At 70.0% G+C, this 23419-nt stretch carries 23 protein-coding genes and 1 pseudogene; 16 read left to right on the top strand and 8 right to left on the bottom strand.

Annotation, left to right across the window (positions count from 1 at the left end):
• Positions 1-308 precede the first annotated feature (308 nt).
• The 3 genes and pseudogenes from ACWD10_RS07675 to ACWD10_RS07665 form a co-directional block, all read right to left on the bottom strand.
• Positions 309-455 (bottom strand): annotated as a pseudogene (locus ACWD10_RS07675) (transposase family protein); the annotation flags it as partial.
• A 239-nt stretch (positions 456-694) separates the two neighbouring features.
• The gene (locus ACWD10_RS07670; protein WP_451088087.1) at positions 695-1597 is read right to left on the bottom strand and encodes a YhjD/YihY/BrkB family envelope integrity protein; all 903 of its coding nucleotides are present in this window, start codon (positions 1595-1597) and stop codon (positions 695-697) included.
• Positions 1598-1641: 44 nt separating this feature from the next.
• Positions 1642-1791 carry a hypothetical protein gene (locus ACWD10_RS07665; RefSeq protein WP_451088085.1) on the bottom strand — a complete coding sequence of 50 codons (150 nt, stop codon included), beginning with the start codon at positions 1789-1791 and terminating at the stop codon, positions 1642-1644.
• A 9-nt stretch (positions 1792-1800) separates the two neighbouring features.
• Between ACWD10_RS07665 and ACWD10_RS07660 the strand changes: the two genes are divergently transcribed.
• The 5 genes from ACWD10_RS07660 (at position 1801) to ligD (ending at position 6040) form a co-directional block, all read left to right on the top strand.
• On the top strand, positions 1801-2235 hold the full coding sequence (locus ACWD10_RS07660) for a helix-turn-helix domain-containing protein (RefSeq protein WP_451088083.1): 435 nt from the start codon (positions 1801-1803) through the stop codon (positions 2233-2235).
• The gene (locus ACWD10_RS07655; RefSeq protein WP_451088081.1) at positions 2232-2681 is read left to right on the top strand and encodes a VOC family protein; all 450 of its coding nucleotides are present in this window, start codon (positions 2232-2234) and stop codon (positions 2679-2681) included. The genes ACWD10_RS07660 and ACWD10_RS07655 overlap by 4 nt, the downstream gene beginning before the upstream one ends.
• Positions 2682-3227: 546 nt before the next feature.
• Entirely contained in the window at positions 3228-3719 is a 492-nt protein-coding gene (locus tag ACWD10_RS07650; RefSeq protein WP_451088079.1) for a DUF3574 domain-containing protein, read from the top strand.
• Between the two features lie 382 nt (positions 3720-4101).
• Positions 4102-4689, top strand: coding sequence for a YdeI/OmpD-associated family protein (locus ACWD10_RS07645; protein ID WP_451088077.1), 588 nt, complete (start codon positions 4102-4104; stop codon positions 4687-4689).
• A 424-nt stretch (positions 4690-5113) separates the two neighbouring features.
• On the top strand, positions 5114-6040 hold the full coding sequence (ligD, locus tag ACWD10_RS07640; protein ID WP_451088075.1) for a non-homologous end-joining DNA ligase: 927 nt from the start codon (positions 5114-5116) through the stop codon (positions 6038-6040).
• 90 nt (positions 6041-6130) lie between these two features.
• Here the strand turns inward: ligD and ACWD10_RS07635 are convergent, their stop codons facing one another.
• On the bottom strand, positions 6131-8533 hold the full coding sequence (locus tag ACWD10_RS07635) for a phosphoketolase family protein (RefSeq protein WP_451088073.1): 2403 nt from the start codon (positions 8531-8533) through the stop codon (positions 6131-6133).
• Between the two features lie 384 nt (positions 8534-8917).
• On the opposite strand from ACWD10_RS07635, the gene ACWD10_RS07630 reads away from it, so the two are divergent.
• The 10 genes from ACWD10_RS07630 (at position 8918) to ACWD10_RS07585 (ending at position 18599) form a co-directional block, all read left to right on the top strand.
• The gene (locus ACWD10_RS07630; protein ID WP_451088072.1) at positions 8918-9343 is read left to right on the top strand and encodes a hypothetical protein; all 426 of its coding nucleotides are present in this window, start codon (positions 8918-8920) and stop codon (positions 9341-9343) included.
• 167 nt (positions 9344-9510) lie between these two features.
• Positions 9511-10284: a tRNA-dependent cyclodipeptide synthase gene (locus ACWD10_RS07625; RefSeq protein WP_451088070.1), complete on the top strand. Its 774-nt coding sequence runs from the start codon at positions 9511-9513 to the stop codon at positions 10282-10284.
• An 89-nt stretch (positions 10285-10373) separates the two neighbouring features.
• Positions 10374-10748 carry a BlaI/MecI/CopY family transcriptional regulator gene (locus ACWD10_RS07620; RefSeq protein ID WP_451088068.1) on the top strand — a complete coding sequence of 125 codons (375 nt, stop codon included), beginning with the start codon at positions 10374-10376 and terminating at the stop codon, positions 10746-10748.
• A complete protein-coding gene (locus ACWD10_RS07615) occupies positions 10745-11743 on the top strand; it encodes a M56 family metallopeptidase (protein WP_451088066.1) in 999 nt (332 codons plus the stop codon). Before ACWD10_RS07620 ends, ACWD10_RS07615 begins: the two co-directional genes overlap by 4 nt.
• 122 nt (positions 11744-11865) lie before the next feature.
• Entirely contained in the window at positions 11866-12327 is a 462-nt protein-coding gene (locus tag ACWD10_RS07610) for a hypothetical protein (RefSeq protein ID WP_451088064.1), read from the top strand.
• Between the two features lie 162 nt (positions 12328-12489).
• Complete coding sequence (locus ACWD10_RS07605) at positions 12490-13122, top strand: DUF3105 domain-containing protein (RefSeq protein ID WP_451088062.1); 633 nt, start codon at positions 12490-12492, stop codon at positions 13120-13122.
• A 140-nt stretch (positions 13123-13262) separates the two neighbouring features.
• Positions 13263-13820: a DUF305 domain-containing protein gene (locus ACWD10_RS07600; RefSeq protein WP_451088347.1), complete on the top strand. Its 558-nt coding sequence runs from the start codon at positions 13263-13265 to the stop codon at positions 13818-13820.
• A gap of 135 nt (positions 13821-13955) precedes the next feature.
• Positions 13956-16469 carry a heavy metal translocating P-type ATPase gene (locus ACWD10_RS07595; protein ID WP_451088060.1) on the top strand — a complete coding sequence of 838 codons (2514 nt, stop codon included), beginning with the start codon at positions 13956-13958 and terminating at the stop codon, positions 16467-16469.
• Positions 16470-16678: 209 nt separating this feature from the next.
• The gene (locus ACWD10_RS07590; protein WP_451088058.1) at positions 16679-17455 is read left to right on the top strand and encodes a cytochrome c biogenesis CcdA family protein; all 777 of its coding nucleotides are present in this window, start codon (positions 16679-16681) and stop codon (positions 17453-17455) included.
• A gap of 253 nt (positions 17456-17708) precedes the next feature.
• Entirely contained in the window at positions 17709-18599 is an 891-nt protein-coding gene (locus ACWD10_RS07585; protein ID WP_451088056.1) for a F510_1955 family glycosylhydrolase, read from the top strand.
• A 170-nt stretch (positions 18600-18769) separates the two neighbouring features.
• On the opposite strand, the gene ACWD10_RS07580 is transcribed toward ACWD10_RS07585, so the two are convergent.
• The 4 genes from ACWD10_RS07580 to ctaD all read right to left on the bottom strand — a co-directional run bounded on the left by ACWD10_RS07580 (position 18770) and on the right by ctaD (position 21521).
• Complete coding sequence (locus tag ACWD10_RS07580; protein WP_451088054.1) at positions 18770-19081, bottom strand: DUF6343 family protein; 312 nt, start codon at positions 19079-19081, stop codon at positions 18770-18772.
• Between the two features lie 84 nt (positions 19082-19165).
• Positions 19166-19399, bottom strand: a complete 234-nt coding sequence (locus tag ACWD10_RS07575; RefSeq protein WP_451088052.1) for a rhodanese-like domain-containing protein — start codon at positions 19397-19399, stop codon at positions 19166-19168.
• Between the two features lie 42 nt (positions 19400-19441).
• Positions 19442-19831: an aa3-type cytochrome oxidase subunit IV gene (gene ctaF / locus ACWD10_RS07570; RefSeq protein ID WP_451088050.1), complete on the bottom strand. Its 390-nt coding sequence runs from the start codon at positions 19829-19831 to the stop codon at positions 19442-19444.
• A gap of 4 nt (positions 19832-19835) precedes the next feature.
• The gene (ctaD, locus tag ACWD10_RS07565) at positions 19836-21521 is read right to left on the bottom strand and encodes an aa3-type cytochrome oxidase subunit I (protein ID WP_451088345.1); all 1686 of its coding nucleotides are present in this window, start codon (positions 21519-21521) and stop codon (positions 19836-19838) included.
• 156 nt (positions 21522-21677) lie between these two features.
• On the opposite strand from ctaD, the gene qcrB reads away from it, so the two are divergent.
• On the top strand, positions 21678-23306 hold the full coding sequence (qcrB, locus tag ACWD10_RS07560; RefSeq protein ID WP_451088048.1) for a cytochrome bc1 complex cytochrome b subunit: 1629 nt from the start codon (positions 21678-21680) through the stop codon (positions 23304-23306).
• The last annotated feature ends 113 nt before the right edge of the window (positions 23307-23419 follow it).

Raw genomic sequence — 23419 nt, 5'->3', positions numbered from 1 at the left:
CCCGCCACCGAGCACATGAAAGGTGCACCGATGGTTCAGGCAGGGGAAGGCTCGCTATGCCGCAACATCAAGGCAGCACGCGATGACAGGCCGGTCACGGCCAACAACGTCAACGCACGCTCGGAAAACCGACCATGTTTCAGCTCCTCGTGGGTCACTCGCCGCGCCCGAACCCTAGCCGTCGGCGGCCCGACGCAAAACCGGCCTCGCTCGCCTCTCACGCAACCAAGCAGGCTGAACCCCTAGTTCGGAGAAGCCGTGGCAGCCCAGCCCGCCAACTCCCGTCCGTAGCCGGAGCGTTTGACTCCGTCGAAGGGACGTCGAAGGGAAGTCGAGGGGACGCCGAACAGCGGAGCGAGCTGGCGCATCGTCAAGTTCGTTCGCCAGTACGCCACCACCACCAGCAGCAGGCGGTCCTCCAGACGCAGACCCCAGGTAGGCCGTGCCGATCTGAGCCCACCCTGCTGACCAGGCGCCTGGAGGTATACCTCCAGGCCCTCTTCGACCGCCACATCTGATACGTCTGAAGCCGGATCGACGCCCTGCGAGCCGAAGGCCAGGTCGCGCTTGGCGGGCGAGCGCCCCGCCGCGGGTTTCTGGCGTAGCTGGGTCATGCCCCGTCCGGGCTGTGATCGGCGAGGATCAGCCGGGAATCAGCCGGGGTGCCCGAGGCGCCCCGGGGTCGCTGCGGGCTTCAGCCACGCCCGCGCTGCCGGAGGCGCCGCCTCGGCCGCAGGCGCGGCAGCAGGTGGGCCACGCGCGGGAGCTCCTCGTGCAGCAGCCGCCCGACGAGCGCGCCCCCGAAGACCACGACCCCGACGCCCACCAGCCAGGACTGGACGACGAGTACGGTGCCGAACGGGCCGTACGTGACGGCGTTGGACGCGATCAGCGGCGAGAACGCGTACCGCGAGACGACCCTCAGGCCGGTCAGCCCGATCAGCGTCGCAATCGCGCCCGGCAGCAGAGCGAGCCAGCCGACCCGCCCACCGAGCAGCATGCGCTGCGACCACCAGAAGAACAGCAGAGTACTCACGCCCGTGGCGGAGAAGTGCCAGAGCGAGGTCAGGAAGGTGTAGCCCTCCGGCGCGCGGTGCTGGGTGATCCGGGCCGAGCCGAAGAGGTAGCCGATCAGAACGGCGGCCCACACCGCGTGCCGCCACATGGTGTGCCAGCGGGCCGTGGGCAGCTCCCACACCTTCTCGTACCCGGTCTGGATGGACCAGCCGAAGGTCAGGCCGAAGACGCACAGGGTCGCGAGACCGAACGCCGTGGTCGTCTCAAGGACCTGCCGGGGCTGGGTGAACAGCCCCTCAACCTCCTCCTGGGCGACCGTGGAGACCCCGATGCCCTCGCCCAGCCACGCGGCGAACCCCCGGGCGTTCGCCGGGTCGGCCGCCGAGACGACGATGAGCAGCGGCACCAGCGTGAGAAAGCCCAGCGCCGCGAAGCCCATCGAGCGGTGCATCACCTCCAGCTCGCTGCCCCGCCGCCACCCCCGGGCTGCGGCGGAGCCGACCAGCGCGTCATACCGCCGCCGCCACACCGTCGCCGGGCGCCCGGGTTCACCCTCGGCACCGGAAGACTTCTCGCCCATGCCCTTTGGCCTACCCGTGGACCTCAGCGGCGCCCTGCGCCGCCTCAGTCCGTCAGCCGCTCGCCGGGCGAGATCACCCTGATGTCCGTGCCGGGTGCGGCGGCGTGCGCGGCACGGACGAAGTTCTGCGGATCGCGGTCGCTCTTCGTCATCAGCTGGTCGCGGAGCAGGCGGCCAGTGGTTCGGCGACCCACGTCGCAAGCATGCAGGAGGGCCGCGCACTGTGCGCGGCCCTCCTCGCTCGGGACAGGCCGGGCGTACGGGACGAGGTCGCCGAGGCCTGGACCTGGCTCGCCCGGTACCACGGCGCGGGCACCGTTCGAGGCCTCGCCGCCCACGTCGCGCTCAGTGAACGCCGCCTGACCACGCTCTTTCGCGCGGAGACCGGACTTACCCCGAAGCAGGCTGCCCGGCTGATGCGCTTTGAGAGAGCGAAGAGGCGGGTAGTAGCGGCCGTGTCCGCGCGCGAACGGCTCGATCTGGCCCGGGTGGCCGCCGACTGCGGCTACTACGACCACTCCCACCTGGTGCGCGACTTCCGCCAGTACACCGGTGTGAGCCCCACCGCCTGGCTGGCCGAAGAGTGCCGGAATATCCAAGCCGGCGGTCACCGCAACGGCCCAGAGTGGGATGCATGAACGCAACCGAGAAGAAGGTGCGCGAGCCCAGCGTCTGGCCCACCCTCCAGGCCCACGACGCCCCCGCGCTCATCGATTTCCTGGTGGATACCGTGGGCTTCACGCGCACGGCCGTGTATCCCGTATATGAAGACGTCGGATATGAGGACGTCGGATATGAGGACGTCGGCGCTGTCGCGCACGCCCAGCTCGACTGGCCGGAGGGCGGCGGAATCATGCTCGGTTCGTACAAGCCTGACTCCGAGTGGTGCGTGCCGCCCGGCTCCTTCGGCGCGTACGTCGTCACCGACCGGGTCGACGAGCTCTACGAGCGGCTCACTGCCGTCGGTGCGAAGGTGATCCGGCCGATCGAGGACCAGGCGTACGGCAGCCGCGAGTTCGCGATCGAGGACCCTGAGGGCAACAAGTGGTCCTTCGGCACCTACCGCGGCGAGCCGCATCCGTAAGAAGTCCAGGCCGCCGTCATCACAGCGGCTTCGCCCTCACGATGGCGGCGGCCAGCTCGCACGTCGTACGCGCGAACGATCGAAGGAGGCGACGTTGGGCCGTACCTGGCTATGACGTCCACGAGTGGCCCCATCATGTCGACTTGGAGCCCCCGCGTTGTGAGGTGACGTGAAGTGACGCTCCCCGATGGCCCCACCCTGATTGCCGGTGCTGGTAGTTGTCCCAGTCCCAGTCCTGGTTCTACTCGTGGATGGGCGGGCCGCCCACGACGCGCGAGGAACGGCGGGCCGAACTTGCGGCCGCTGGCCGCTGTCCGCTGGCCGCTGTCCGCGTAAACCGTGAGGTACGCGAAAGGCTGGCCTGACCACGACCAACCGGGCAGCGCGTGTGCGGCGTCCCCTTCCGGCCGCACCCTAGGAGGGCAACCGAGCCACTGCGCCAGGTGGGCGTCATCCGGCCGAAGTCCGGGCAGTGTGCGGCGGGAGCGCGTGCCGCTTGCCACAGTGAGCGGGACCTGAACCGGACCTCCAGCGAAGGGGCCTCCCATGACACTCGCCGCACACACCTCCCGCCGCACCCGCCTCGCCGTCGCCGTGGCCGGAGTCGCGCTGAGCGCCTTCGCGGTCGGCGCGCCCGCCGCCTACGCGTCCCTCGACGACAGCCCGAAGACCGGTGCGCCACGGACCAGTGCCGCGAAGGCCGAGGGCGAGGCATACGTCGAGACCCGGCTGTTCTTCGGCACGGAACGGCCCGACGGGGGCCCGGATGTGACGGAGCAGCAGTTCCTGCGCTTCATCGACCGCGAGGTCACGCCGCGCTTCCCGGACGGCCTCACGGTGCAGGAGGGCCGGGGGCAGTGGCGGGACGCGAGCGGCACGATCGAGCGGGAGCGCTCGTACGAACTGATCCTGCTCTACCCCAAGGCCGAGGCTCCCGCCCGCGACAAGCAGGTGGAACAGATCCGCACGGCCTATATGCACGAGTACGGGCAGGAGTCCGTGGCCCGCCTCGACGACCGGCTGACGGCCGACTTCTGAGAACGGCCCGCCCCCGTGGAATCGCCACTGAATGGTGAGTGATCCCCCGACGGGCAGCGCGTGCCAGCACGCCACGTAGTCGTCGCAGCGGGAGAGAGGCGGTGTCTGGCAGCGGCCCGATCCCGCCCCGCTCGGCCGCGCAGTACTTCTTCCGCAGGGCGGGACCGGTCCTACGCCCGCCCGACGAGGGGAGGGTCGGACACGGCGGCGAAACTGTCACCTCCCGGAGCCGGTGCGGTTCGGCCGACCGGGGTTCTTCACGAGTCGGCCGATCGGGGTTCTTCGCGAGCCAGCCGTCCGGGGTTCTTCGCGAGCCGGTCGTCCGGGGCGAGTTCGCCGAAAGGGGCGGGCGCAGGCCGTGGCGGGTGGCAAGATCGCGTCCATGGCGACGACAGCACCGGACGGCCTGGAGGTCCTGGCCTTCGAGGACCTGGCCGGCCTCGAAGGCTGGCTCGAGGAGCACCACGACCGGCAGGCCGGACTCTGGGTGGAGATTGCCAAGAAGGGTTCGGGGCTGGCCTCGGTGACGGCTGCGGAGGTGAACGACGCAGCGCTGTGCTTCGGCTGGATCACCGGGCACCGCAAGGGACTTGACGCGACCCACTATCTCCAGAAGATCACGCCGAGACGGTCGCGCAGCCAGTGGTCGCAGGTGAACGTGCGCAGGGTGGCGGAGCTGACCGCGGCCGGACGGATGCGGGAGCCGGGGCTCGCGGAGGTCGCGGCGGCCAAGGCGGACGGGCGCTGGGACGCTGCGTACGCCTCGCAGAAGGACGCCACGGTTCCGGAGGATCTCGCCGGGGCGCTGGCCCAGAACCCGGCCGCGAGGAGCGCCTTCGAGGCGCTCGGCAGGACGGATGCGTATCTGGTCGTACTGCCGCTGCTGCGGGCCCGGACACCGAAGGCGCGGGCCGCGTTGCTCCGGAAGGCGGTCGCCGACCTCGCGGACCGCCCGCGCCCCACGGCTTGACGCTTCCCGCTCGCTACGGCCTGACGCTTCCCGCTCCCCACCCTCGACGCACGCACGCACGAGCGCCCGCGCCCGCGGGCCAGGCCCACCGTTCGCGTCGGCACACGCCGTGGCGGGCACGGACCCTCCCCCGACTGCGGCAACGGCAACGACAACGGCAACGACAACGACAACGACAACGAGTAGGGCGCCCGGACAGCGGGCCGAAGCAGCAGCTCAGGCCCCGGAAGCAGGCTGAGGGGGCACGCAAGCGGCGTTGAGCACGGAGTGATCGAGTGCCGGGAATGGCAGGGCGGTTCCAGCCTTCGGACAGCCGGGGCTTCGCCCGCACGCCGACGGTTTGTCGAGTGCCCTCCTGGGCACCTGAGGGTGTGCCCCTCGGCCCACCGGCCCGAGGGGACGTGCCCACCATCGTGGAGGAGCGATGAACGCGGAGCAGCGAGAGGTACGGGTGGGCGGCCGCACCGTGGAGTTGTCCAAGCCTGACAAGGAGCTGTTCGCCGAGGACGGGATCACCAAGGCCGAACTGGTCGACTACTACCGCACCGTGGCTCGCCAGGCCCTTCCCCACCTGCGGGACCGGCCTCTGGCCATGAAGCGCTACCCCGACGGCCACCGCGGCAAGTCCTTCTTCCACAAGCAGGTGCCCGGCTACTTCCCCGACTGGATCCACCGCCACGAGGTCCCTAAGGAGGACGGGACCGTGACCATGGTCGTGTGCGACAACGCCGCCACACTGGCCTATCTGGCCAACCAGGCGTGCATCACGCCGCACCCGTTCCTCAGCCGCACCGACGCGCTGGACTGTCCTGACCGGCTGGTCTTCGACCTGGACCCGCCGGGCGAGGACTTCGAGGTCGTCCGCTGGGCCGCTCGCGCGCTGGGCGATCTCCTCACCGAGCTGGGGCTGCGTCCCGCCGTGATGACCACCGGCTCGCGCGGCCTGCACCTGCTGGTGCTCCTGGACCGGCGCACCGACTTCGACACCGCCCGCGGCTTCGCCCGCGCCGCCGCCGACCTGCTGGCCCGTCAGCATCCCGACGAGCTCACTACCGAGATCCGCAAGAACAAACGTCGCGGTCGGCTCTACCTGGACACCCAGCGCAACGCCTACGCACAGACCTCGGTCGCCCCATACGCCGTTCGTGCCCGTCCTCACGCCCCGGTGGCCACTCCTCTCACCTGGGATGAGCTCGACGACCCGGGCATCGGCCCGCGCCACTGGACGCTGCGCACCCTCCCGGACCGCCTCTCCAGCGACGGGGATGCGTGGGCCGGGCTCAGCCGCTGCCGCCGCTCGCTCGGGCCCGCCCAGCGCCGCCTCGACGAGGCGGTCCGGGAGGCAGCATGAACCGGGGCGCGGCGTCCGGGTCAACCGCCTGCCCGCCCCGATACGCCACCGCGTCGCCACCGTCCCCGGCGACAAATCCTGGCCTCACCGCTACTCCCGCCGCTGCTCCCGGCTCCACGTCCAATCCCGCACCTCGGGCATGTCCTCGCCGTGGCGGCGCGTATAGGTGTGGTGCTTGGTGCGCTGGTCGATCATTTTCTGCCGGACGCCGATAGCGGTGAGTGCCAGGCCGGGCACCCGGTCGATCACGTCCATGACCAGGCGGTACCGGTCGAGATCGTTGCGGACCACCATGTCGAACGGGGTCGTGGTGGTGCCCTCCTCCTTGTAGCCGCGCACGTGGAGGTTGTCATGGCCGGTGCGGCGGTAGGTCAGGCGGTGGATCAGCCACGGGTAGCCGTGGTAGGCGAAGATGACGGGTTTGTCCGTGGTGAAGATCGCGTCGAAGGTGCGGTCGTTCAGGCCGTGGGGGTGCTCGGTGTCCGGCACAAGGCGCATCAGGTCGACGACGTTGACGACTCGGACGGCCAGTTCCGGCAGGTGCTCGCGCAGCAGCGCGGCGGCCGCCATCACCTCCATGGTGGGCACGTCGCCGGCCGCGGCGAGTACGACGTCGGGCTCGCGCCCGGCGCCGGTCCCCGCCCACTCCCATACGCTCACCCCCCGGTGAACGTGGTTGACCGCCTCCTCGATGTCGAGCCAGTCGAAGGACGGCTGCTTGCCTGCGACCACCACGTTGATCCGGTCGCGCGTGTTGAGGGTGTGCGCGGCCACCGCAAGCAGGGAGTTGGCGTCCGGCGGAAGGTAGACGCGTACGACGCGCGGGCTCTTGTTCACCATGTGGTCGATGAAGCCGGGGTCCTGGTGGGAAAAGCCGTTGTGGTCCTGGCGCCACACGTGCGAGGTGAGGAGGTAGTTCAGCGAGGCGATGGGCAGGCGCCAGGGCAGCTCTCCGGATACCTTCAGCCACTTGGCGTGCTGGTTGACCATCGAGGCGACGATGTGGATGAACGCCTCGTAGGAGGCGAACACACCGTGCCGCCCGGTCAGTAGGTAACCCTCCAGCCAGCCCTGGCAGTTGTGCTCGGAGAGCATCTCCAGTACGCGGCCGTCGCGCCCCAGGTTCTCGTCCGTGTCGGTGGTGTCGAGCTGCCAGGCCTTCGGGGAGGCCCGGTAGACACTCTGGAGCCGGTTGGACGCCGTCTCGTCCGGGCCGAACAGGCGGAAGTCCCGTCGGTCCGCGGTCCGGGCCATGATGTCGCGCAGCAACTCGCCGTAGACAGCTGCCGGTTCGTGGAGGTCGGTGCCCGGCTCGGCCACCGGGACGGCGTGCTTCCTGATGTCCGGCACGGGCAGCCTGCGCAGCAACCGGCCGCCGTTGGCGTGGGGGTTGGAGCCGAGGCGCCGCTCGCCGGGCGGGACATGGGCAAGGACTTGGGGCCTGGGGCGGCCCTCGGCGTCGAAGAGCTCCTCCGGCCGGTAGGCGCGCATCCACTCCTCGAGCTGCGCGAGGTGGGCAGGGTTCTCCCGCACGGCGGGGAGGGGGATCTGGTGGGCGCGCCAGGTGTCCTCCACCGGCTTGCCGTCGACGGTCCGCGGCCCCGTCCAGCCCTTGGGAGTACGCAGCACGATCATCGGCCAGCGCGGCCGTTCGGTGGCGCCGTCCTCGCGGGCGGCGCGCTGGAGCGCGGCGATCCGGTCCAGGCAGCCGTCGAGGGCCGCCGCGAACTCCTGGTGGACGGCGGCGGGTTCCCGGCCCTCCACATGGAACGGCTCGTGGCCCAGGCCACGTAGCAGGTCGTCCAGCTCGCGCTCGGGCAGGCGCGCGAGGAGCGTGGGGTTGGCGATCTTGTAGCCGTTGAGGTGGAGGATCGGCAGGACGGCGCCGTCGCGGACCGGGTCGAGGAACTTGTTGCCGTGCCAGCCGGTGGCCAGCGGCCCGGTCTCGGCCTCGCCGTCGCCGACGATGGCGGCGACGATCAGGCCGGGGTTGTCGAATGCCGCGCCGTAGGCGTGGGCGAGGGCGTAGCCGAGCTCGCCGCCCTCGTGGAGGGAGCCCGGGATCTCCGGCGCGATGTGGCTGGGTATGCCGCCGGGGAACGAGAACTGCCGGAACAGGTGCCGCATCCCCTCGCCGTCGCGGGGCACGTCCGGGTAGACCTCGGACCAGCTGCCGTCCAGCCAGCAGCAGGCCACGGTGGCCGGCCCGCCGTGCCCGGGGCCGGTGATGTGGATCAGGTCGAGGTCACGGGCGCTGATGACCCGGTTCAGGTGCGCGTAGATGAAGGTGAGCCCGGGAGTGGTGCCCCAGTGGCCGAGGAGCCGGGGCTTGACGTGCTCGGCCCGCAGCCCCTCAGTGAGCAGCGGATTGTCCATCAGGTAGATCTGGCCGACGGCCAGATAGTTGGCCGCACGCCAGTAGGCGTCGACGGCCGCCAGGTCCTCGGGTGAGAGCAGCTCTTCCGGTGCGGTCGCCGCCGCCTCGCGTTCCATGGGCCGACCTCCCGCTCGTTTGCCCGTGGCCCGCCGGGCGCTCGGTGCGTGCGGGCGCCCGGACGTCCTCGGGTACCCGTGGGGAAGGGATCGACACGGTCGGAGGTAGCCGCCGCCGGTGCGGTTGATCCGCCGTCGCGGCCAGGAGCCCGACCGCGGAGCCCGCGCGGGGCCCGCGCGGGGCCCGCGCGGAGCCCCGGGTGGTAGTGGGCAGCGGCCCCGGGCCCCATCCGCCGACAGCACACGCCTGGCCCCGGGCCGGGCATGATCCCGTATGTCCTTCACGTGACCCCGTACGTCCTTCACATGACCCCGTACGTCCTTCAGGTGACCGATGCCGTCGTGCGAAGGCGGGCGGGATGATCGCGTCCTACCGTCGTAGCCGTGCTCCCCCACCGCAGCAGGTCCGCACCACGCCGGCTCCTCGCCGCGTTCGTGGCGTTGCTGCTGGTGGGATGCCTGTCGGGCGCGCTCGCGAGCAGCGCCTCGGCCATGGGCTCCCCCTGCCCGCCCTCGGAGGCGGTGGCCGCCCCTGCCGGGACTGTCGCCGCCTCGCACGACACCCCCGATGGCGGCCCTGAAGGCGGGTCTGAAGGCGGGTCTGCCGCGTGTGCCTCCGCCGAGCGCTGCCTGCCGGTGCGAGCCGAGGCCGCCTGTCACGTTCCGCTTCCCGCCCTGGACGGCGGATGGGGCACCGGGTCGCTGCCTGCGCAGTCGATCGGGCCGCGGCAGGCCGGGGCGGAAGTGACTTCTGACCGGTCGGGTGCGGCCGCACCGAGCCGGTATGCCCTGGGCGTGATCCGTACGTAGAGAGCGGCTCCGGGGACTCGGGCGCTGTCTGCCCGGCCGCTCGCTCGGTCCGGGCACATGCCTCCTCGCCCAAGGCGAGGCTGTCGACCAGACGTGCCGAGTTCCCCTCTCCGCCGCATCCGCATCCGCGTCCGCGTCCGCGCCGAGCTACGTACGGGAGTTCCGCCGTGCCTGAAACCCACCTGCCCGAGCAGTCCGATCCATCCCACCCGTCCAAGCTGTACGCCCCGTCCAAGCTGTACGACCCGTCCGACGGGGGCGCCGAGCGGTTCCCCGTGCAGCCGCTCACCCAGCGATGTCGGGCCCTCTTCGCGGCCCGCACGCACGCGTGTGTGGGGATCAGCCCGTTCAACAGCTACTTCTCCGCCGGGCGGATCGCCGCCCTCGCCCGCTGGGCGCTGGCCGGCTTCGAGCGCGTGCACTTCTTCGTCCCCGACACCGCGGCCGCCTTCACGCTGGAAGCCCTGGGCTACGCCCCCGACCGAGCGGCGTGGAAGGCGCGCCGTCAGGGGCAGTACGTCCGGAACAAGATCACGCGGGCCCTGTCCGAGGCCGGGATCGCCGATCCGGAGTCGTATCTGCTCGACGGGCAGGCGCTGTCGGCGAACGCTGCCTACCGCGAGCTGCTCGAGCGGGTCGAGCACTGCTACCGCTCCGATACCGGCTTCTTCCAGGCGTGCCTGGGGGCCTCGGGCTGGACGCTGCAGCGACGGTTGCCCGCGAGGCAGGAGCCGACGCGCGACCAACTGCGCAGCGCGGTGCGGTATTTCCTCGCGGAGCTGCCGCTCTTCCTGGACACGCCGCGGATCGCCGGCGTGCCCGCGTCGGTGTTCTGCTACCACCAGGTGCCGGAGTTCCTCGACAACCTGTTCCACCACCGCCTTGTGCTGCGCCCGGCCGTCGGCCAGGGGTATGTGCGCCTTCCCGAGGTGGTGCGTTGAACGGCGTCAGGCACGCTGCGTCCGGGGTCGGCGGCCGCTCGGCAGCACGTACGATGCCGCTTAGGTTTTCGTGGGAGGAGGCGGCCGGGATGCGGGGTTTCGGTGAGCTCGAACAGGCGATCATGAACGTGGTCTGGGCGGGGGACGGGCCGCTGACCGTGCGCGAAGTCCTGGAGCAGCTGAACCGCGAGCGGCCGCAGGCACTGGCGTACAACACGGTGCAGACGGTGATGGAGATCCTGCACCGCAAGGGCTGGCTGTCCCGCGCCAAGGACGGGCGCGCCTTCCGCTATCGGGCCACGAAGGATCGTGAGGCGTATGCCGCCTCGCTGATCGACCAAGTGTGGGCGACCGGCGCCGACCGTACCGCGACGCTGGTGCGGCTGTTCGACGAGCTGGACGACGCCGAGGTCGCCGAGCTGCGGGCCGCGCTCGCCGCCCGCCGCTCGGGAGGCCGGTCGTGAGGGTTGCCCTGCTCTTGCTCGGCTACGCCTCCGTCCTTGCCGCGGCGGGCCCGGTGCTGCTTGGCCGGGCGGGCTGGGTGCCGCGGGCGCCGCGGTTGGGGATCTGGGCGTGGCAGGCGCTGTCCGCCACGGTGCTCGTGTCCGTCGTGCTGGCCGGGCTCGCCGTGGCGGTGCCCACCGTGCCGGTCAGTGGCAACCTCGCCGACATGCTGCACGCGTGCGTGATGGCGTTGCAGTCGCAGTACGCGGTGCCGGGCGGGGCGGCGGTTGCCGCCTCCGGTACGGTCCTCGCCCTGGCCGTCGTGGGGCGCGTCGGGTGGTGCCTGGCGGGGGCGCTGTGGCGGGCCCGCCGGGAGCGCGACCAGCACGCCGCCGTACTGCGTATGGTCGGCCGCACGCACGCCGATCTCGGCGTCACCGTCCTTGACGACGACCGTCCGGCGGCGTACTGCCTGCCCGGTCACGGTCATCGGATCGTCCTCACGTCGGCGGCCCTTGCCGCGCTTCAGCCGCGTGAGCTGGAGGCGGTGATCGCGCACGAGCGGGCCCACATCCGCCAGCGCCACCATCTGGTCCTGGCCTGGGCGGAGGCACTGGAGCGGGCCTTTCCCCGGATGCCGCTGTTGCCCAAGGCGGCGCAGGAGGTCCGGCGCCTTGTGGAGCTGGCCGCGGATGATGCGGCCACGGCCCGTACGGACACGCTGGCCCTGGCCGGGGCGCTGGTTGAGCTCGCCGGGGCGGGTGCTCCTGCGGCGTCGCTCGCGGCGTCCGGCGGGCAGGTGGCAGGTCGGGTGCGTCGGCTGCTCGGCCCGCAGCGGCCGCTGCGCCGTGCGGTGACCTGGGCCGGGGCGCTGGTGGCGGCGGCCGTCCTTGCCGTGCCGTTCGTCCTCGCCGCCCAGCCCGCGATCGCGGCGACCACCATGAGTACGTGCCCCCTGCCGGATGCGCCGGTCGCGGACGTCGTCGCGCCGGTCGGCCCCGTAAAGGCTGTGTGACTTTCGTTCTCTGACGCGGATCCGGGTTCTGGTACCTTCACCATCACCTATGGAATTTAGGTGTTCGAGATGAGGGGCATGCAGGGGGATGAAGGGGCATGCAGCGAGAGGCATGAAGGGGCATGAAGGCTGACTCGGTGGCGCTGATGGGCTCCGTTCGCCCGCGCACCGCCGATGGCTCCCGCACTCGGTGGCTGATCGTCCGGCTCCTGTTCGTCGTCCTGGCCCTCGCGGCGGCCAGCGCCGTGTGCGACCCCGCCATGGCGGCCCCCGGGTACTCCGGCGTGACCGCGGTTCACCAGGTGGCGGCCGACGGCGCCTCCGACGGCGACGCTTCGGACCCCGCAACGATCGACGCGGCCCGCTGCGAGCTGTGCTCCGACGACGACGGGCCCCGGCCCTGCGCGGACCCGGACGGCGAGGGCGTCCGGGACACCGTGCCGTACACGGGCCCGTACGCCGTGCCCGATCGCGGTCAGCCGTGCGCACCGGACCAGCGAGCGCCGCTGGCCTCCGCCCGTGACGGCGCCGTTGCCGCTCCTCGCCCACCCGACCTTCACCTGCTGCAACTGCTGCGCGTGTAGCGCACCCGCCGGAGCCGACGACGCTCCGCCGTGCGTGCGATCGGCGGCGCCACCGCCGTACCCGCGATCGACACCGATGAACAGCAGCAGCCGACACAGCAGCAGCGCCGCCGTGACCGCGTCCCGCGCGGAGCGCGGAGTCCGGCGCCGGAAGGACATGTCATGGGATCCGCCAACGCGAAAGCACAGCGGGAGGCCCGGCGCGCCCGCGTCGAGGAGATGCGCCGCGCCGAACAGGCCCGCGAGCGCCGCACCCGCATCATCGCCAGCACTGCCATCACCGCGATCCTCGCCGGGATCCTCGGCGGCGGCTGGTACCTCTACTCCACCGTCGAGGAGAAGGAACGGGCCGCGGCCGCCCCGGTCGAGGGCGAGCAGACCTGGGAGAAGCTGAGCCGGGACCATGTGGAGAAGCAGGTCGACTACAAGATGAGTCCGGCCGCGGGCGGCGACCACCACCCGATCTGGGCCGAATGCGACGCCAAGGTCTATACGAAGGAGATCAAGGAGGAGAACGCCGTGCACTCACTGGAGCACGGCGCGGTGTGGATCACCTACAACGACGACGCCCCCAAGGCGGACGTCGAGAAGCTCACCGAGACGGTCGAGAAGACCCCGTACTCCTTCCTCAGCCCGTACAAGGACCAGTCCTCGCCGATAACGCTGACCGCCTGGGGCCACCAGCTGAAGGTGAAGAGCGCCTCGGACGCACGGGTGGGCGAGTTCCTGAGCAAGTACGTGCAGGGTGAGCAGACGCCCGAGCCCGGGGCCTCCTGCAACGTCGGGAGGATGTAGTGAGCCACACCCCCAGCGCAACCCACACCCCCAGCGCCACCCACCCGCCTGGCTCCTCCGCCGCCCGTGTCTCCGCCCGGTGGTTGCCGTACGCGGCGGCCGGTCTCGCCCTGCTGGTGGCGGTCGTCGCGGTCGTGGCGATGGCCGCCTCGCGTGCCGATGGCGCGGCGGCTCCGGCGGCGGACTCGGCGGATGCCGGGTTCGCCCGCGATATGGCGATCCATCATCAGCAGGCGGTGGAGCTGTCGTTCATCGTCCGCGACCGCACCGACGACGAGGCCGTGCGGCGGCTCGCATACGACATCATCAACACCCAGGCGAACCAGCGGGGCATGCTGCTCGGTCGGCTCGACGCCTGGGGGCTGCCGAAGTCCTCGCAGCAGCCGGTGATGGCCTGGATGGGCCACGCCATGGACAAGGGCGCCTACGAGCCGCGCGACGGCTCCCTCATGCCGGGCATGGCCACCGACACCGAGCTGGACCGGCTGCGTGCGGCCGAGGGCGAGGACGCCGAGGTGCGCTACCTGCGGTTGATGACCGAGCATCACCGCGGCGGGGTGGACATGGCCCAGGGCGCCGCGGAACTGGCGGACGACGAGACCATCGTCCGGCTGGCCAAGGGCATGGTCCGCGGCCAGCAATCCGAGATGAAGCTCATGGCCGACATGCTCGCCGAGCGAGACGCCAAGGCGAACTGACCGGTCACGGACGCGACGGGGTCCGCCCCGTCGCGCCGCAGCCCCCGCTCCGCCGGGGAATCCCGCGTGAACTGCGGCAGCCGACGCCAAGCCGGACACTGGCAGCACGCAGCATGCGGGAAGGAAAGAGACGCCATGAGTGCCGCGGACATCGGGAGCGTGGTCGGAGCGGTCGCGCTGATCACGTTCCTGGCCTGGTATTTCTTCGGTCCCAAGAAGATCCGCGAGGCCGAGCTCAAGGGCGGTGTCCAGGAGGTCGGCATCACGGTCAAGGGCGGCTACGTGCCGGACCTGATCCGGGTCCGGCAGGGGGTGCCGGTCCGGCTGCTCTTCGACCGGCAGGAGGGCGGGGACTGCACCTCCCGCGTGGTCTTCCCGGACTTCCGGCTCGCGGCGTCGCTCCCTGCGTACGCCACGACCGCGGTGGAGTTCACTCCCGACAGGTCCGGCCGGTTCGGCTTCGCCTGCGGGATGAACATGGTGCACGGGACACTCGTTGTCGAGCCCGGCGACGGTGAGGTCGCCGAGCCTGCCGCGGAGCCGACGGAGGCGGAGTCGAAGGCGTCCGAGCCGAGTGCGGCCGAGCGGGAGGACGCCGAGGCGACGGCGCGGCGGGCGGAAATCGCCGACCTGTCGCGGCGGGTGCTCGCCGGTGCGCTCCTTTCGTTGCCGGTCGTGGTGGCTGTGATGCTGCACGAGGCCCTCAACGTCGACGTGCCCGGGCTGCTGCTCAACCGATGGTGGCAGTTCGCGCTGATCACGCCCGTGATGTTCTACACCGGGTGGCCGATCCACCGCACCGGCTGGCGCGCCCTGCTCGGCCGCGGCGCCGAGATGAACGCCCTGGTCACGCTGGGCACTTCGGCCGCGTACGGCTACAGCCTGCTGGTCACCGTGGCGCCGGGACTGCTGCCGGAGGGCGTACGCGAGGTCTACTACGAGGCGGTCGGCGTCATCCTCACCCTGATCCTGCTTGGCCGCCTGTTCGAGGCGAAGGCCAGGGCGGGCACCGGGCAGGCCCTGCGCGAACTGCTCAACCTGGGGGCGAAGACCGCCCGAGTGGTGCGGGACGGGGCCGAAGCAGAGGTGCCGGTCGAACAGGTCGCCGCCGGGGACCTCGTCGTGGTCCGCCCCGGGGAGAAGGTGCCCGTGGACGGCGTGATCGTGGAGGGCCGCTCGACCCTGGACGAGTCCATGGTGACCGGGGAGTCGATCCCGGTGACGAAGGCCGTCGACGACGAGGTGGTGGGCGCGACCATCAACCAGACCGGCGCGTTCCGGTTCAAGGCGACCAAGGTCGGCGCGGACACCATGCTCGCCCAGATCATCAAGCTGGTGCAGCAGGCGCAGGCGTCGCGGGCGCCCATCCAGCGGGTCGCCGACCTGATCGCCAGTTACTTCGTGCCCGCGGTGGTGTTCGTCGCCATCGCCGCGTTCACCGTGTGGTTCCTCGTCGGCCCGGATCCGGCACTGACCCTGGGCCTGGTGTCCGCCGTGGCCGTGCTGATCATCGCGTGTCCGTGCGCGCTGGGCCTGGCCACGCCGCTGTCGGTGATGGTCGGTACGGGCAAGGGCGCCCAGGCCGGGATCCTGATCCGCTCCGCCGAGGCGCTGGAGACCGCACAGCGCCTTGACGTGATCGTCCTCGACAAGACCGGCACCGTCACCCGGGGCCGCCCCGAGCTGACCGACGTCATCCCCGCCGAAGGCGTCACCGAGGAGGAGCTACTCCGCCTGGTGGCGTCGGCTGAGCACTCCTCCGAGCACCCGCTCGGGCAGGCGATCGTCTCCGGCGCCACCGCACGCGGCGTCTCCCTGGCAGAGGTGAGCGGGTTCGACTCGGTCACCGGCCAGGGCATCACCGCCACCGTCGACGACCGCCGAGTCCTTGTGGGCAAGGCGGCACTCCTCACCGGCCAGGGCATCGACACCGCCGCACTGTCGGCGCAGGCGGACCGGCTTGCCGCCCAGGGCAGGACGGCGATGTACGCCGCCGCCGACGGACAGCTCCTCGGCCTGGTCGCGGTCGCCGACACCGTCAAGGAGGACTCCGCCGCCGCGATCAACGCGCTGAAGCGGCTCGGCCCGCGGATCGTGATGATCACCGGTGACCACGCGCGGACCGCCGAAGCCATCGCCTCCGAGGTCGGCATCGACCAGGTCCTTGCCGAGGTGCTGCCCGAGCACAAGGCGGACGAGATCCGCCGCCTGCAGGACGAGGGCCTGCGCGTCGCCATGGTGGGCGACGGCATCAACGACGCCCCGGCCCTGGCCCAGGCCGACGTCGGCTTCGCCATCGGCACCGGTACCGACGTGGCGATCGAGGCGGCCGACATCACCCTCGTCTCCGGCTCCCTGGGCGGCGTGGTCACCGCTGTGGCGCTGAGCCGGGCCACGATGCGCAACATCCGCCAGAACCTGTTCCTGGCCTTCGTCTACAACACCGCGGGCATCCCGATCGCCGCCGGTGTCCTGTACCCGGTCACCGGCTGGCTGCTCAGCCCCATGATCGCCGCCGCGGCGATGGCCCTCTCCTCCTTGTCCGTGGTGGGCAACGCCAACCGGCTGCGCCGCTTCACGGTCCACCCGCTGCCCGGCGCCCCACCGGCACCGGCTCGGACCGATGCCCACCCCGCCGCGACTGCGTGAGGGAACCCACCCCTTTCCGGCGTTTCCGGTGTTTCCGGCGGTTCGCGCGGACCACGGGTCGACCCATCGACCATCTCCTATGCAACTTCGGACCTAAGTCCCGTAGGAGATAGAGTGCTGTCGGCCCATCGCCCGAACCGGCCCGCGCCCCTCCGATCGGCGCACACATGCGGGGCCGCCCGCCCACCACGCCCGAAAGGCAATCGCCCGTGTCCGTCGATATCAGCCAGGTGGTCGGCTCCGGCTCGCTGCTGCTTGCCGCCCCGATCGCGGTGGCCGCGGGAGCGATCACCGTCGCGTCCCCCTGCTGCCTGCCCCTGGTCCCGGGCTACCTCTCCTATACGACGGGGATGACCGCCGCCGACGCCCAGGAGGCCCGGACCGCACCCGGAGGCAGGGCACGTTCGCGGGCGCTCCTTGGCACCGCGCTGTTCATTCTCGGGTTCGCGGCCGTCTTCACCGCCTACGGGGCACTGTTCGGCTCGCTCAGCACCGTGCTCCTTGCCCATCAGGACACCGTCATACGGGTCCTGGGCGTCTTCACGATCGTGCTCGGCCTGATGTTCATGGGCGCTCTGGAGCGCATCCCGCTCCTCTCCCGCACCTTCAAACCGCGCTTCACCCCGCGCGCCGGGCTTGCCGGGGCGCCGCTCCTCGGCGTGATGTTCGGCGTCGGCTGGACCCCATGTGTCGGCCCCACCCTGGCCGCGGTGCTGTCGCTGTCGGTGACCACCGGTTCGGCAGGGCGGGGTGCCTTCCTGGCCTTCCTCTACGCCGTCGGCGTCGGCGTGCCGTTCCTGCTCTTCACCATCGCCCTCGGCAAGTCCCTGCGCGCCTTCGAGTTCGCCCGCCGCCACACCCGTACGGTGCTGCGCTTCGGCGGCGCGCTGCTCGTGGCCGTCGGTGTAGCCCAGGTCTCCGGCCTGTGGAGCCTGCTCATCCATCAGATGCAGATCTGGGCAGGCAGTTACGAACTCCCCTTGTGAGTCCGGCCGTGAACGTACGGTGCTTGTCGCAGGCCGTCCCGCGCTCCGGCGAGAACACCGAAGCGGGCGAGGGGGCCAGTGCTCATACGTCGGCGTCTACGCTGCTTGGGTTTCCACTCAACTCCGAAACAACATAGGTTGTACGTGGCGGCGGGCTCCGGTCCCAGTCCCACGTGAGGCCCGGCCGCCCGCGCCCTACCGCCGCACGTGCGGCCCCGACCCCCTGCCCCGCACCGTACGAGGAACCCGCCACATGACACTCCGCCTCCGCCTCCGCCCCGCACTGTCGGCCACCGCGCTCCTGCTCGCGGTGACGGCGACCGCCTGCGGGAACGGCTCCGACTCCGGGTCCTCCGGGGACGGCCACGACCACGAACACTCCGGCGGGCAGGTCAGCCACATCCACGGGCTCGGCATCGACCCGGCCGACGGCACCCTGTACGTCGCCACGCACAACGGGGTGGTCGCCGTGGACGACAAGGGCGGTTCGAAGCGGGTCAGCGACGAGGCCGACTACATGGGCTTCACGGTCAAGGGCCCCGGCACCTTCCTCGGCAGCGGCCACCCGGCACCCGGCAGCGACGAGCCCGGCAACCGCGGCCTGATCGAGAGCAAGGACGCCGGAAAGACCTGGAAGACCCTCTCCCTCGGCGGCGAAGTCGACTTCCACGCCCTGGAGTACGCCCACAACACCGTCTACGGCTACGACAACACCAACGGCCTGCTGCGCGTGAGCAAGGACGGCAAGAAGTGGGACGAGCGCGCCGAACTCGCCGCCCTGGACATCGCCGTCAGCCCGAAGGACCCCGACCTGGTCCTGGCCACCACCCAGAACGGCGTGGCCAAGAGCACCGACGGCGGCAAGACCTTCGCCGACGGCGCCGAACCCGTCCTGGCCTTCCTGTCCTGGGCGAAGGCGGACGGCCTGTACGGCATCGACCCGCAGGGCGGACTGCACCGCAGCACCGACGGCGGCGCCACCTGGAAGAAGACCGGCACCGTCCCCGGCGGCGGCCCCCAGGCCCTGACCGCTGTCACCGCCGACCGGATCCTGGCCGCTACGGAGGGTGGGGTGTACGAGTCGCGGGACGGCGGCAAGACCTTCACCGAGCGCCTTGAGGTCGGAGCCGGGGACGATCACTGACCCGCGTCGGGCACGGACACGTGGCCTGCGCGGCACCATGGCGCGCTTCCCCACGACCACGCGGAGCAGAGCGACTGAGCACAGCCGCGAGGCCGGGGTGTACCGAGGCCGTGCTCACCCGGGCCGCAGCAGGCGACATCGCTTGATAGCTGAGTGGGTCGACCGGCCCCTCACAGGTCGTCGGTGCGGCGGGGCGGACGCTCGCGCCAGCGGCGGCGGACGACGACCGCCAGGTCGACTGCCGAGAGCACGGCTAGTGCGGCGCACACTCCCGCGAGCGAGGCGAGTTCCGAGGGGGTCGGGCTGCTGCCCTGCCCCGTACGCGTCGACCACAGCGCGAACAGCGCTGCCGCGGCGATGAAGAGCGGTGTGAAGCAGACGGACAACAGCAGCCGCAGACCGAGGGCGCTCTGTGCCTTGACTGGCTCGGTGCCCGTTCGTTCGGAACGGCGGCCGATGAAACCCGAGCGTGAGCGCGGCACAGGCCTGCGCGTGCCGGGCGCCCTGGCGCCGCCTCGCGGCCGACTTCGGTGTTCATGAGGCATGGCCGCCTCCTCGATTTCACGTTACTGCGGGAGGTGTCTTGCACGCAGTACCGGAGGTGGGGCCTTCCCGGGGCTCATGTCGCACATCCAGTCCCAGCAGTACACGACCACCGGCTTGTGCTGATCCAGCCGCGTCGCCGCATCGCGGTCCAGATCCCGCAGCCACAGGTGCACGGCACCGGGCAGATGCACGTCCTCGTACTCACGCGGCAGCACCTCCACAAGCTGCGCCCCCTCCTCGGCCAGGCGCCGCACCTCCCGCGCGGACTCCGTCTGCGTGTCCGCTCGGGCGGGCTGTCATTCGTCACCCTGCGCGTGCTGGAACACGAAGCCGTAAACGGCACCGGCGAGTACGCCCGTACCGATGAGGAACAGCCACAGGCCGTACACCACGCCGAGGGCCATGACCGCGACGCCGAGGGCCGCCAGCGGAGGGTGAGCGCTGCGTGGCGGGAAGAAATCCAGCGGGCCTCCCCGGTCCTTGATCTCGGCGTTCCTGCGGTCCTCCGGTCGCATGCCGCGCTTGAGGTGCTGAATGGACAGGAAGATCGTGACCAGGAGGGCCATCAGGAAGGCGACGACCAGGGCTGCCGTCCCTGCCGGGTCACGTGAGAACCACCAATAGGGGATGGCCGTTGCGCCGAAGAAGGCGGCGACTAGGGCGAACAGACGGGCTTCGGTCCGCATGTGATCACTTGGCCAGTGTGTCGGGGGTGGGGCCGTGCCCTTTTCCGGCCAACTCCGGGTAGCGCATGTCGAATACGGGAGAGTCGGACCGGATGCGGGGCAGGGCATGGAAGTTGTGCCGCGGGGGTGGGCAGGAGGTGGCCCATTCCAGGGATCTGCCGAATCCCCATGGATCATCCACCTCGACCTTCGGGGCGTATTGCCAGGTGTGCCACACGTTGTAGAGGAACGGGAGTGTCGAGAGGCCGACGAGGAAGGCGCCGATCGAGGATACGGTGTTCAGCAGTGTGAAGCCGTCGGCCGCCAGATAGTCGGAATACCGGCGCGGCATGCCCATCTCGCCCAGCCAGTGCTGCACGAGGAACGCGCCCTGGAAGCCGACGAAGAGCGTCCAGAACTGGATCTTCCCCAGGCGCTCGTCCAGCATCCTTCCGGTCCACTTGGGCCACCAGAAGTAGAAGCCGCCGAACATGGCGAAAACGATGGTGCCGAAGAGTACGTAGTGCAGATGCGCCACGATGAAGTACGAATCGGTGACGTGAAAGTCAAGGGGTGGCGAGGCGATGAGCACCCCGCTGAGTCCGCCGAGGAGAAACGTCACCAGGAATCCCATGGCCCAGAGCATCGGGGTCTCGAAGGAGAGACTGCCACGCCACATGGTGCCGATCCAGTTGAAGAACTTCACGCCTGTGGGCACGGCGATGAGAAACGACATCATGGAGAAGAAGGGCAGCAGAACCGCACCGGTGGTGAACATGTGGTGGGCCCACACCACCGCGGACAGCATGGCGATGGCGATGGTGGCTCCCACCATGCCCACGTATCCGAAGACCGGCCTCCGACTGAAGGTCGCGATGATTTCGGTCACGACGCCGAAGAACGGCAGGGCCACGATGTAGACCTCGGGATGGCCGAAGAACCAGAACAGGTGCTGCCAGAGGATCGCGCCACCGTTTGCCGCGTCGTAGATGTGTGAACCGAACTTGCGATCCGACTCCAAGGCGAGCAATGCCGCGGTGAGTACCGGGAACGCGAACAGGGCGAGGATCGAGGTGAACAGAATGTTCCAGGTGAAGATCGGCATCCGGAACATGGTCAAGCCGGGAGCGCGGAGGCACACGATCGTCGCGATGAAGTTCACGGACGTCAGAGTCGTACTGATACCCGTCACCACGAGCCCCATGGTCCACAGGTCTGGGCCCGTCCCGGGTGAGAATACGGCGCCGTTCAGCGGCGCGTAGGCGAACCAGCCGAAGGCCGCCGCGCCGTCCGGGGTGAGGAATCCCGCCATCACGATCAATCCGCCAAGCAGGAACAGCCAGTAGGTGAGGGCGTTGAGCCGGGGGAACGCCACGTCCGGCGCGCCGATCTGCAGCGGCATGATCGCATTGGCGAAACCGGCGAACATCGGCGTTCCGAACAGCAGCATCATGATCGTGCCGTGCATGGTGAACAGCTGGTTGTACTGATGGTTGCTCACCATCTGCAGTCCGGGACGCGCAAGCTCCGCGCGCATGAGCATCGCCATGATTCCCGCCACCAGGAAAAAGGCGAATGCCGTCACCATGTAGAGGTTGCCGATCACTTTGTGATCGGTGGTCGTCAGCCAGCGCATCAAGGTGCGCCCGAGCTTGACGCGGTCCTGCGCCGGGCTGCTCTTCGCCGCGGGTGCCTCGTCCAATTGCGTCATGGCCGTTCCCTCCACATCTCCGTGCACCTTAAGGGCGCATCACGGTGGATTAGCGGAGGAGGCGACCGGTTACTCATAACGCGCCGCTGATTCGAGATGCCGGGGAAGGCAAGCTTTGTGACGAGCAGTCATGCAGATGAGGAGGGACGGTGACGCATGCTCTTCCGGAAGCGGACGGCGCGACTGAAGGGCAGGGGCCGGAAGGCGGCTGAGAACGGCTTCACGGCCCTGGACGGGCGACTGCCGGCTTCCGAGGCGAGAGGGCTCCTGCGCAAGGCATTCCCCGATCACTGGTCCTTTCTCCTGGGCGAGATCGCGCTCTACAGCTTCGTCGTACTCCTGCTCACCGGGGTCTTCCTCACCCTGTGGTTCGAACCGGGCATGACCGAGGTCACCTATCAGGGCTCCTACGCGCCCTTGAACGGCTTGCTGATGACGGAGGCGTACCGCTCCACACTCGACATCAGCTTTGACGTCCGGGGCGGGCTACTGATCCGTCAGATGCACCACTGGTCGGCCCTGGTATTCGTCGCCGCGATCGGCATCCATATGCTCCGGATCTTCTTCACGGGCGCCTTCCGCAAGCCGCGGGAGGTGAACTGGATGCTGGGCCTGACGCTCTTCCTGCTCGCGCTGCTCGAGGGATTCTGCGGCTACTCCCTGCCCGACGACCTCTTGTCGGGCACCGGCTTGCGCACAGCGAACACGATCATGATGTCGATCCCGATCGTAGGGACCTATCTGAGCTTCTTCGCTTTCGGCGGTGAGTATCCGGGCGACGAGATCATCCCCCGGCTCTATGTCACCCATATCCTCCTGGTGCCCGGGGTGCTCATCGCGCTGATCACGGTCCATCTCATCCTGGTGGTGTACTTGAAGCACACGCACTGGCGGGGACCGGGCAAGCACAACCGGAACGTTGTCGGTCAGCCGATGTTCCCGCATTTCGTGGCCAAGACGACGGCCTTCTTCTTCATGATCTTCGGCGGGACCGCTCTGCTCGCCGGTGTGGCACAGATCAACCCGATCTGGGCCTACGGCCCCTACCGCACCGATCAGGTATCCACCAACGCTCAACCCGACTGGTACGTGGGGTTCCTGGAGGGCGCGCTGCGGCTCATGCCGGCCTGGGACACCAACCTCTGGGGCCACACCATCATGTGGAACGTCTTCATTCCCGCAGTGGTTCTGCCGGGGGTCCTCTTCACGGTGCTGTACATGTACCCGTACTTCGAGAAGTGGGTGACGGGCGACTCCGCTGAGCATCACCTCTGTGACCGGCCGCGAGAACGCCCGACACGGACCGGCCTGGGAGTTGCGGCGATCGTCTTCTACGCCGTACTTCTGCTGGCCGGTGGGAACGATGTCGTCGCGTATGCCTTCGACGTCTCACTCAACGCACTGACATGGATCCTTCGCGGGTCTCTGCTGATCGCCCCGCCCCTCGCCTTCGTCCTCACCAAGCGCATCTGTCTGGCGCTTCAGGAACGGGACCGTGAACGTCTCGTCGAAGGTGACGAAACCGGCCGCGTATCTCAGACCGCATTCGGTCAGATCGAAGAGGGGAACCGCCGTCTTCCCACGCGCGAACGCTACACACTCCTCATGCGAGACATGCCCGAGCCGCTGCGGGAAAGCGAAGTCACCACGCGCCGACCACTGACCAAGCGGCTTCGCCTGACCCTCAGCTCCTGGTATTACGGCGATCGCGTGGAAATGCCGACAAAGGAGGAGCAGCGAGAAGAGATCACCACCACAGCCTCGCCCACCCGCAAGACGGAATGAACGGCGGCAATTAACACTCCAGCTGTAGATCGTGATCTTAAATTGTTGTTGAGCGGCCTACCGCTGGTAGTGGCAGGCCCGGGACCGGGCCTGATGGCGTCGTCGCCAGTCGG

The organism is Streptomyces sp. NPDC002851, assembly GCF_053591935.1.
This window is presented reverse-complemented; position numbering and strand designations above follow the sequence as displayed.

Coding starts and splice junctions, on each gene's coding strand:
- ACWD10_RS07605 (WP_451088062.1), top strand. CDS start 12,490: ATGGGATCCGCCAACGCGAAAGCACAGCGGGAGGCCCGGCGCGCCCGC.
- ACWD10_RS07595 (WP_451088060.1), top strand. CDS start 13,956: ATGAGTGCCGCGGACATCGGGAGCGTGGTCGGAGCGGTCGCGCTGATC.
- ACWD10_RS07645 (WP_451088077.1), top strand. CDS start 4,102: ATGGCGACGACAGCACCGGACGGCCTGGAGGTCCTGGCCTTCGAGGAC.
- ACWD10_RS07670 (WP_451088087.1), bottom strand. CDS start 1,597: ATGGGCGAGAAGTCTTCCGGTGCCGAGGGTGAACCCGGGCGCCCGGCG.
- qcrB (WP_451088048.1), top strand. CDS start 21,678: ATGCTCTTCCGGAAGCGGACGGCGCGACTGAAGGGCAGGGGCCGGAAG.
- ctaD (WP_451088345.1), bottom strand. CDS start 21,521: ATGACGCAATTGGACGAGGCACCCGCGGCGAAGAGCAGCCCGGCGCAG.
- ACWD10_RS07600 (WP_451088347.1), top strand. CDS start 13,263: ATGGCCGCCTCGCGTGCCGATGGCGCGGCGGCTCCGGCGGCGGACTCG.
- ACWD10_RS07655 (WP_451088081.1), top strand. CDS start 2,232: ATGAACGCAACCGAGAAGAAGGTGCGCGAGCCCAGCGTCTGGCCCACC.
- ACWD10_RS07620 (WP_451088068.1), top strand. CDS start 10,374: ATGCGGGGTTTCGGTGAGCTCGAACAGGCGATCATGAACGTGGTCTGG.
- ligD (WP_451088075.1), top strand. CDS start 5,114: ATGAACGCGGAGCAGCGAGAGGTACGGGTGGGCGGCCGCACCGTGGAG.
- ctaF (WP_451088050.1), bottom strand. CDS start 19,831: ATGCGGACCGAAGCCCGTCTGTTCGCCCTAGTCGCCGCCTTCTTCGGC.
- ACWD10_RS07650 (WP_451088079.1), top strand. CDS start 3,228: ATGACACTCGCCGCACACACCTCCCGCCGCACCCGCCTCGCCGTCGCC.
- ACWD10_RS07610 (WP_451088064.1), top strand. CDS start 11,866: ATGAAGGCTGACTCGGTGGCGCTGATGGGCTCCGTTCGCCCGCGCACC.
- ACWD10_RS07660 (WP_451088083.1), top strand. CDS start 1,801: ATGCAGGAGGGCCGCGCACTGTGCGCGGCCCTCCTCGCTCGGGACAGG.
- ACWD10_RS07635 (WP_451088073.1), bottom strand. CDS start 8,533: ATGGAACGCGAGGCGGCGGCGACCGCACCGGAAGAGCTGCTCTCACCC.
- ACWD10_RS07585 (WP_451088056.1), top strand. CDS start 17,709: ATGACACTCCGCCTCCGCCTCCGCCCCGCACTGTCGGCCACCGCGCTC.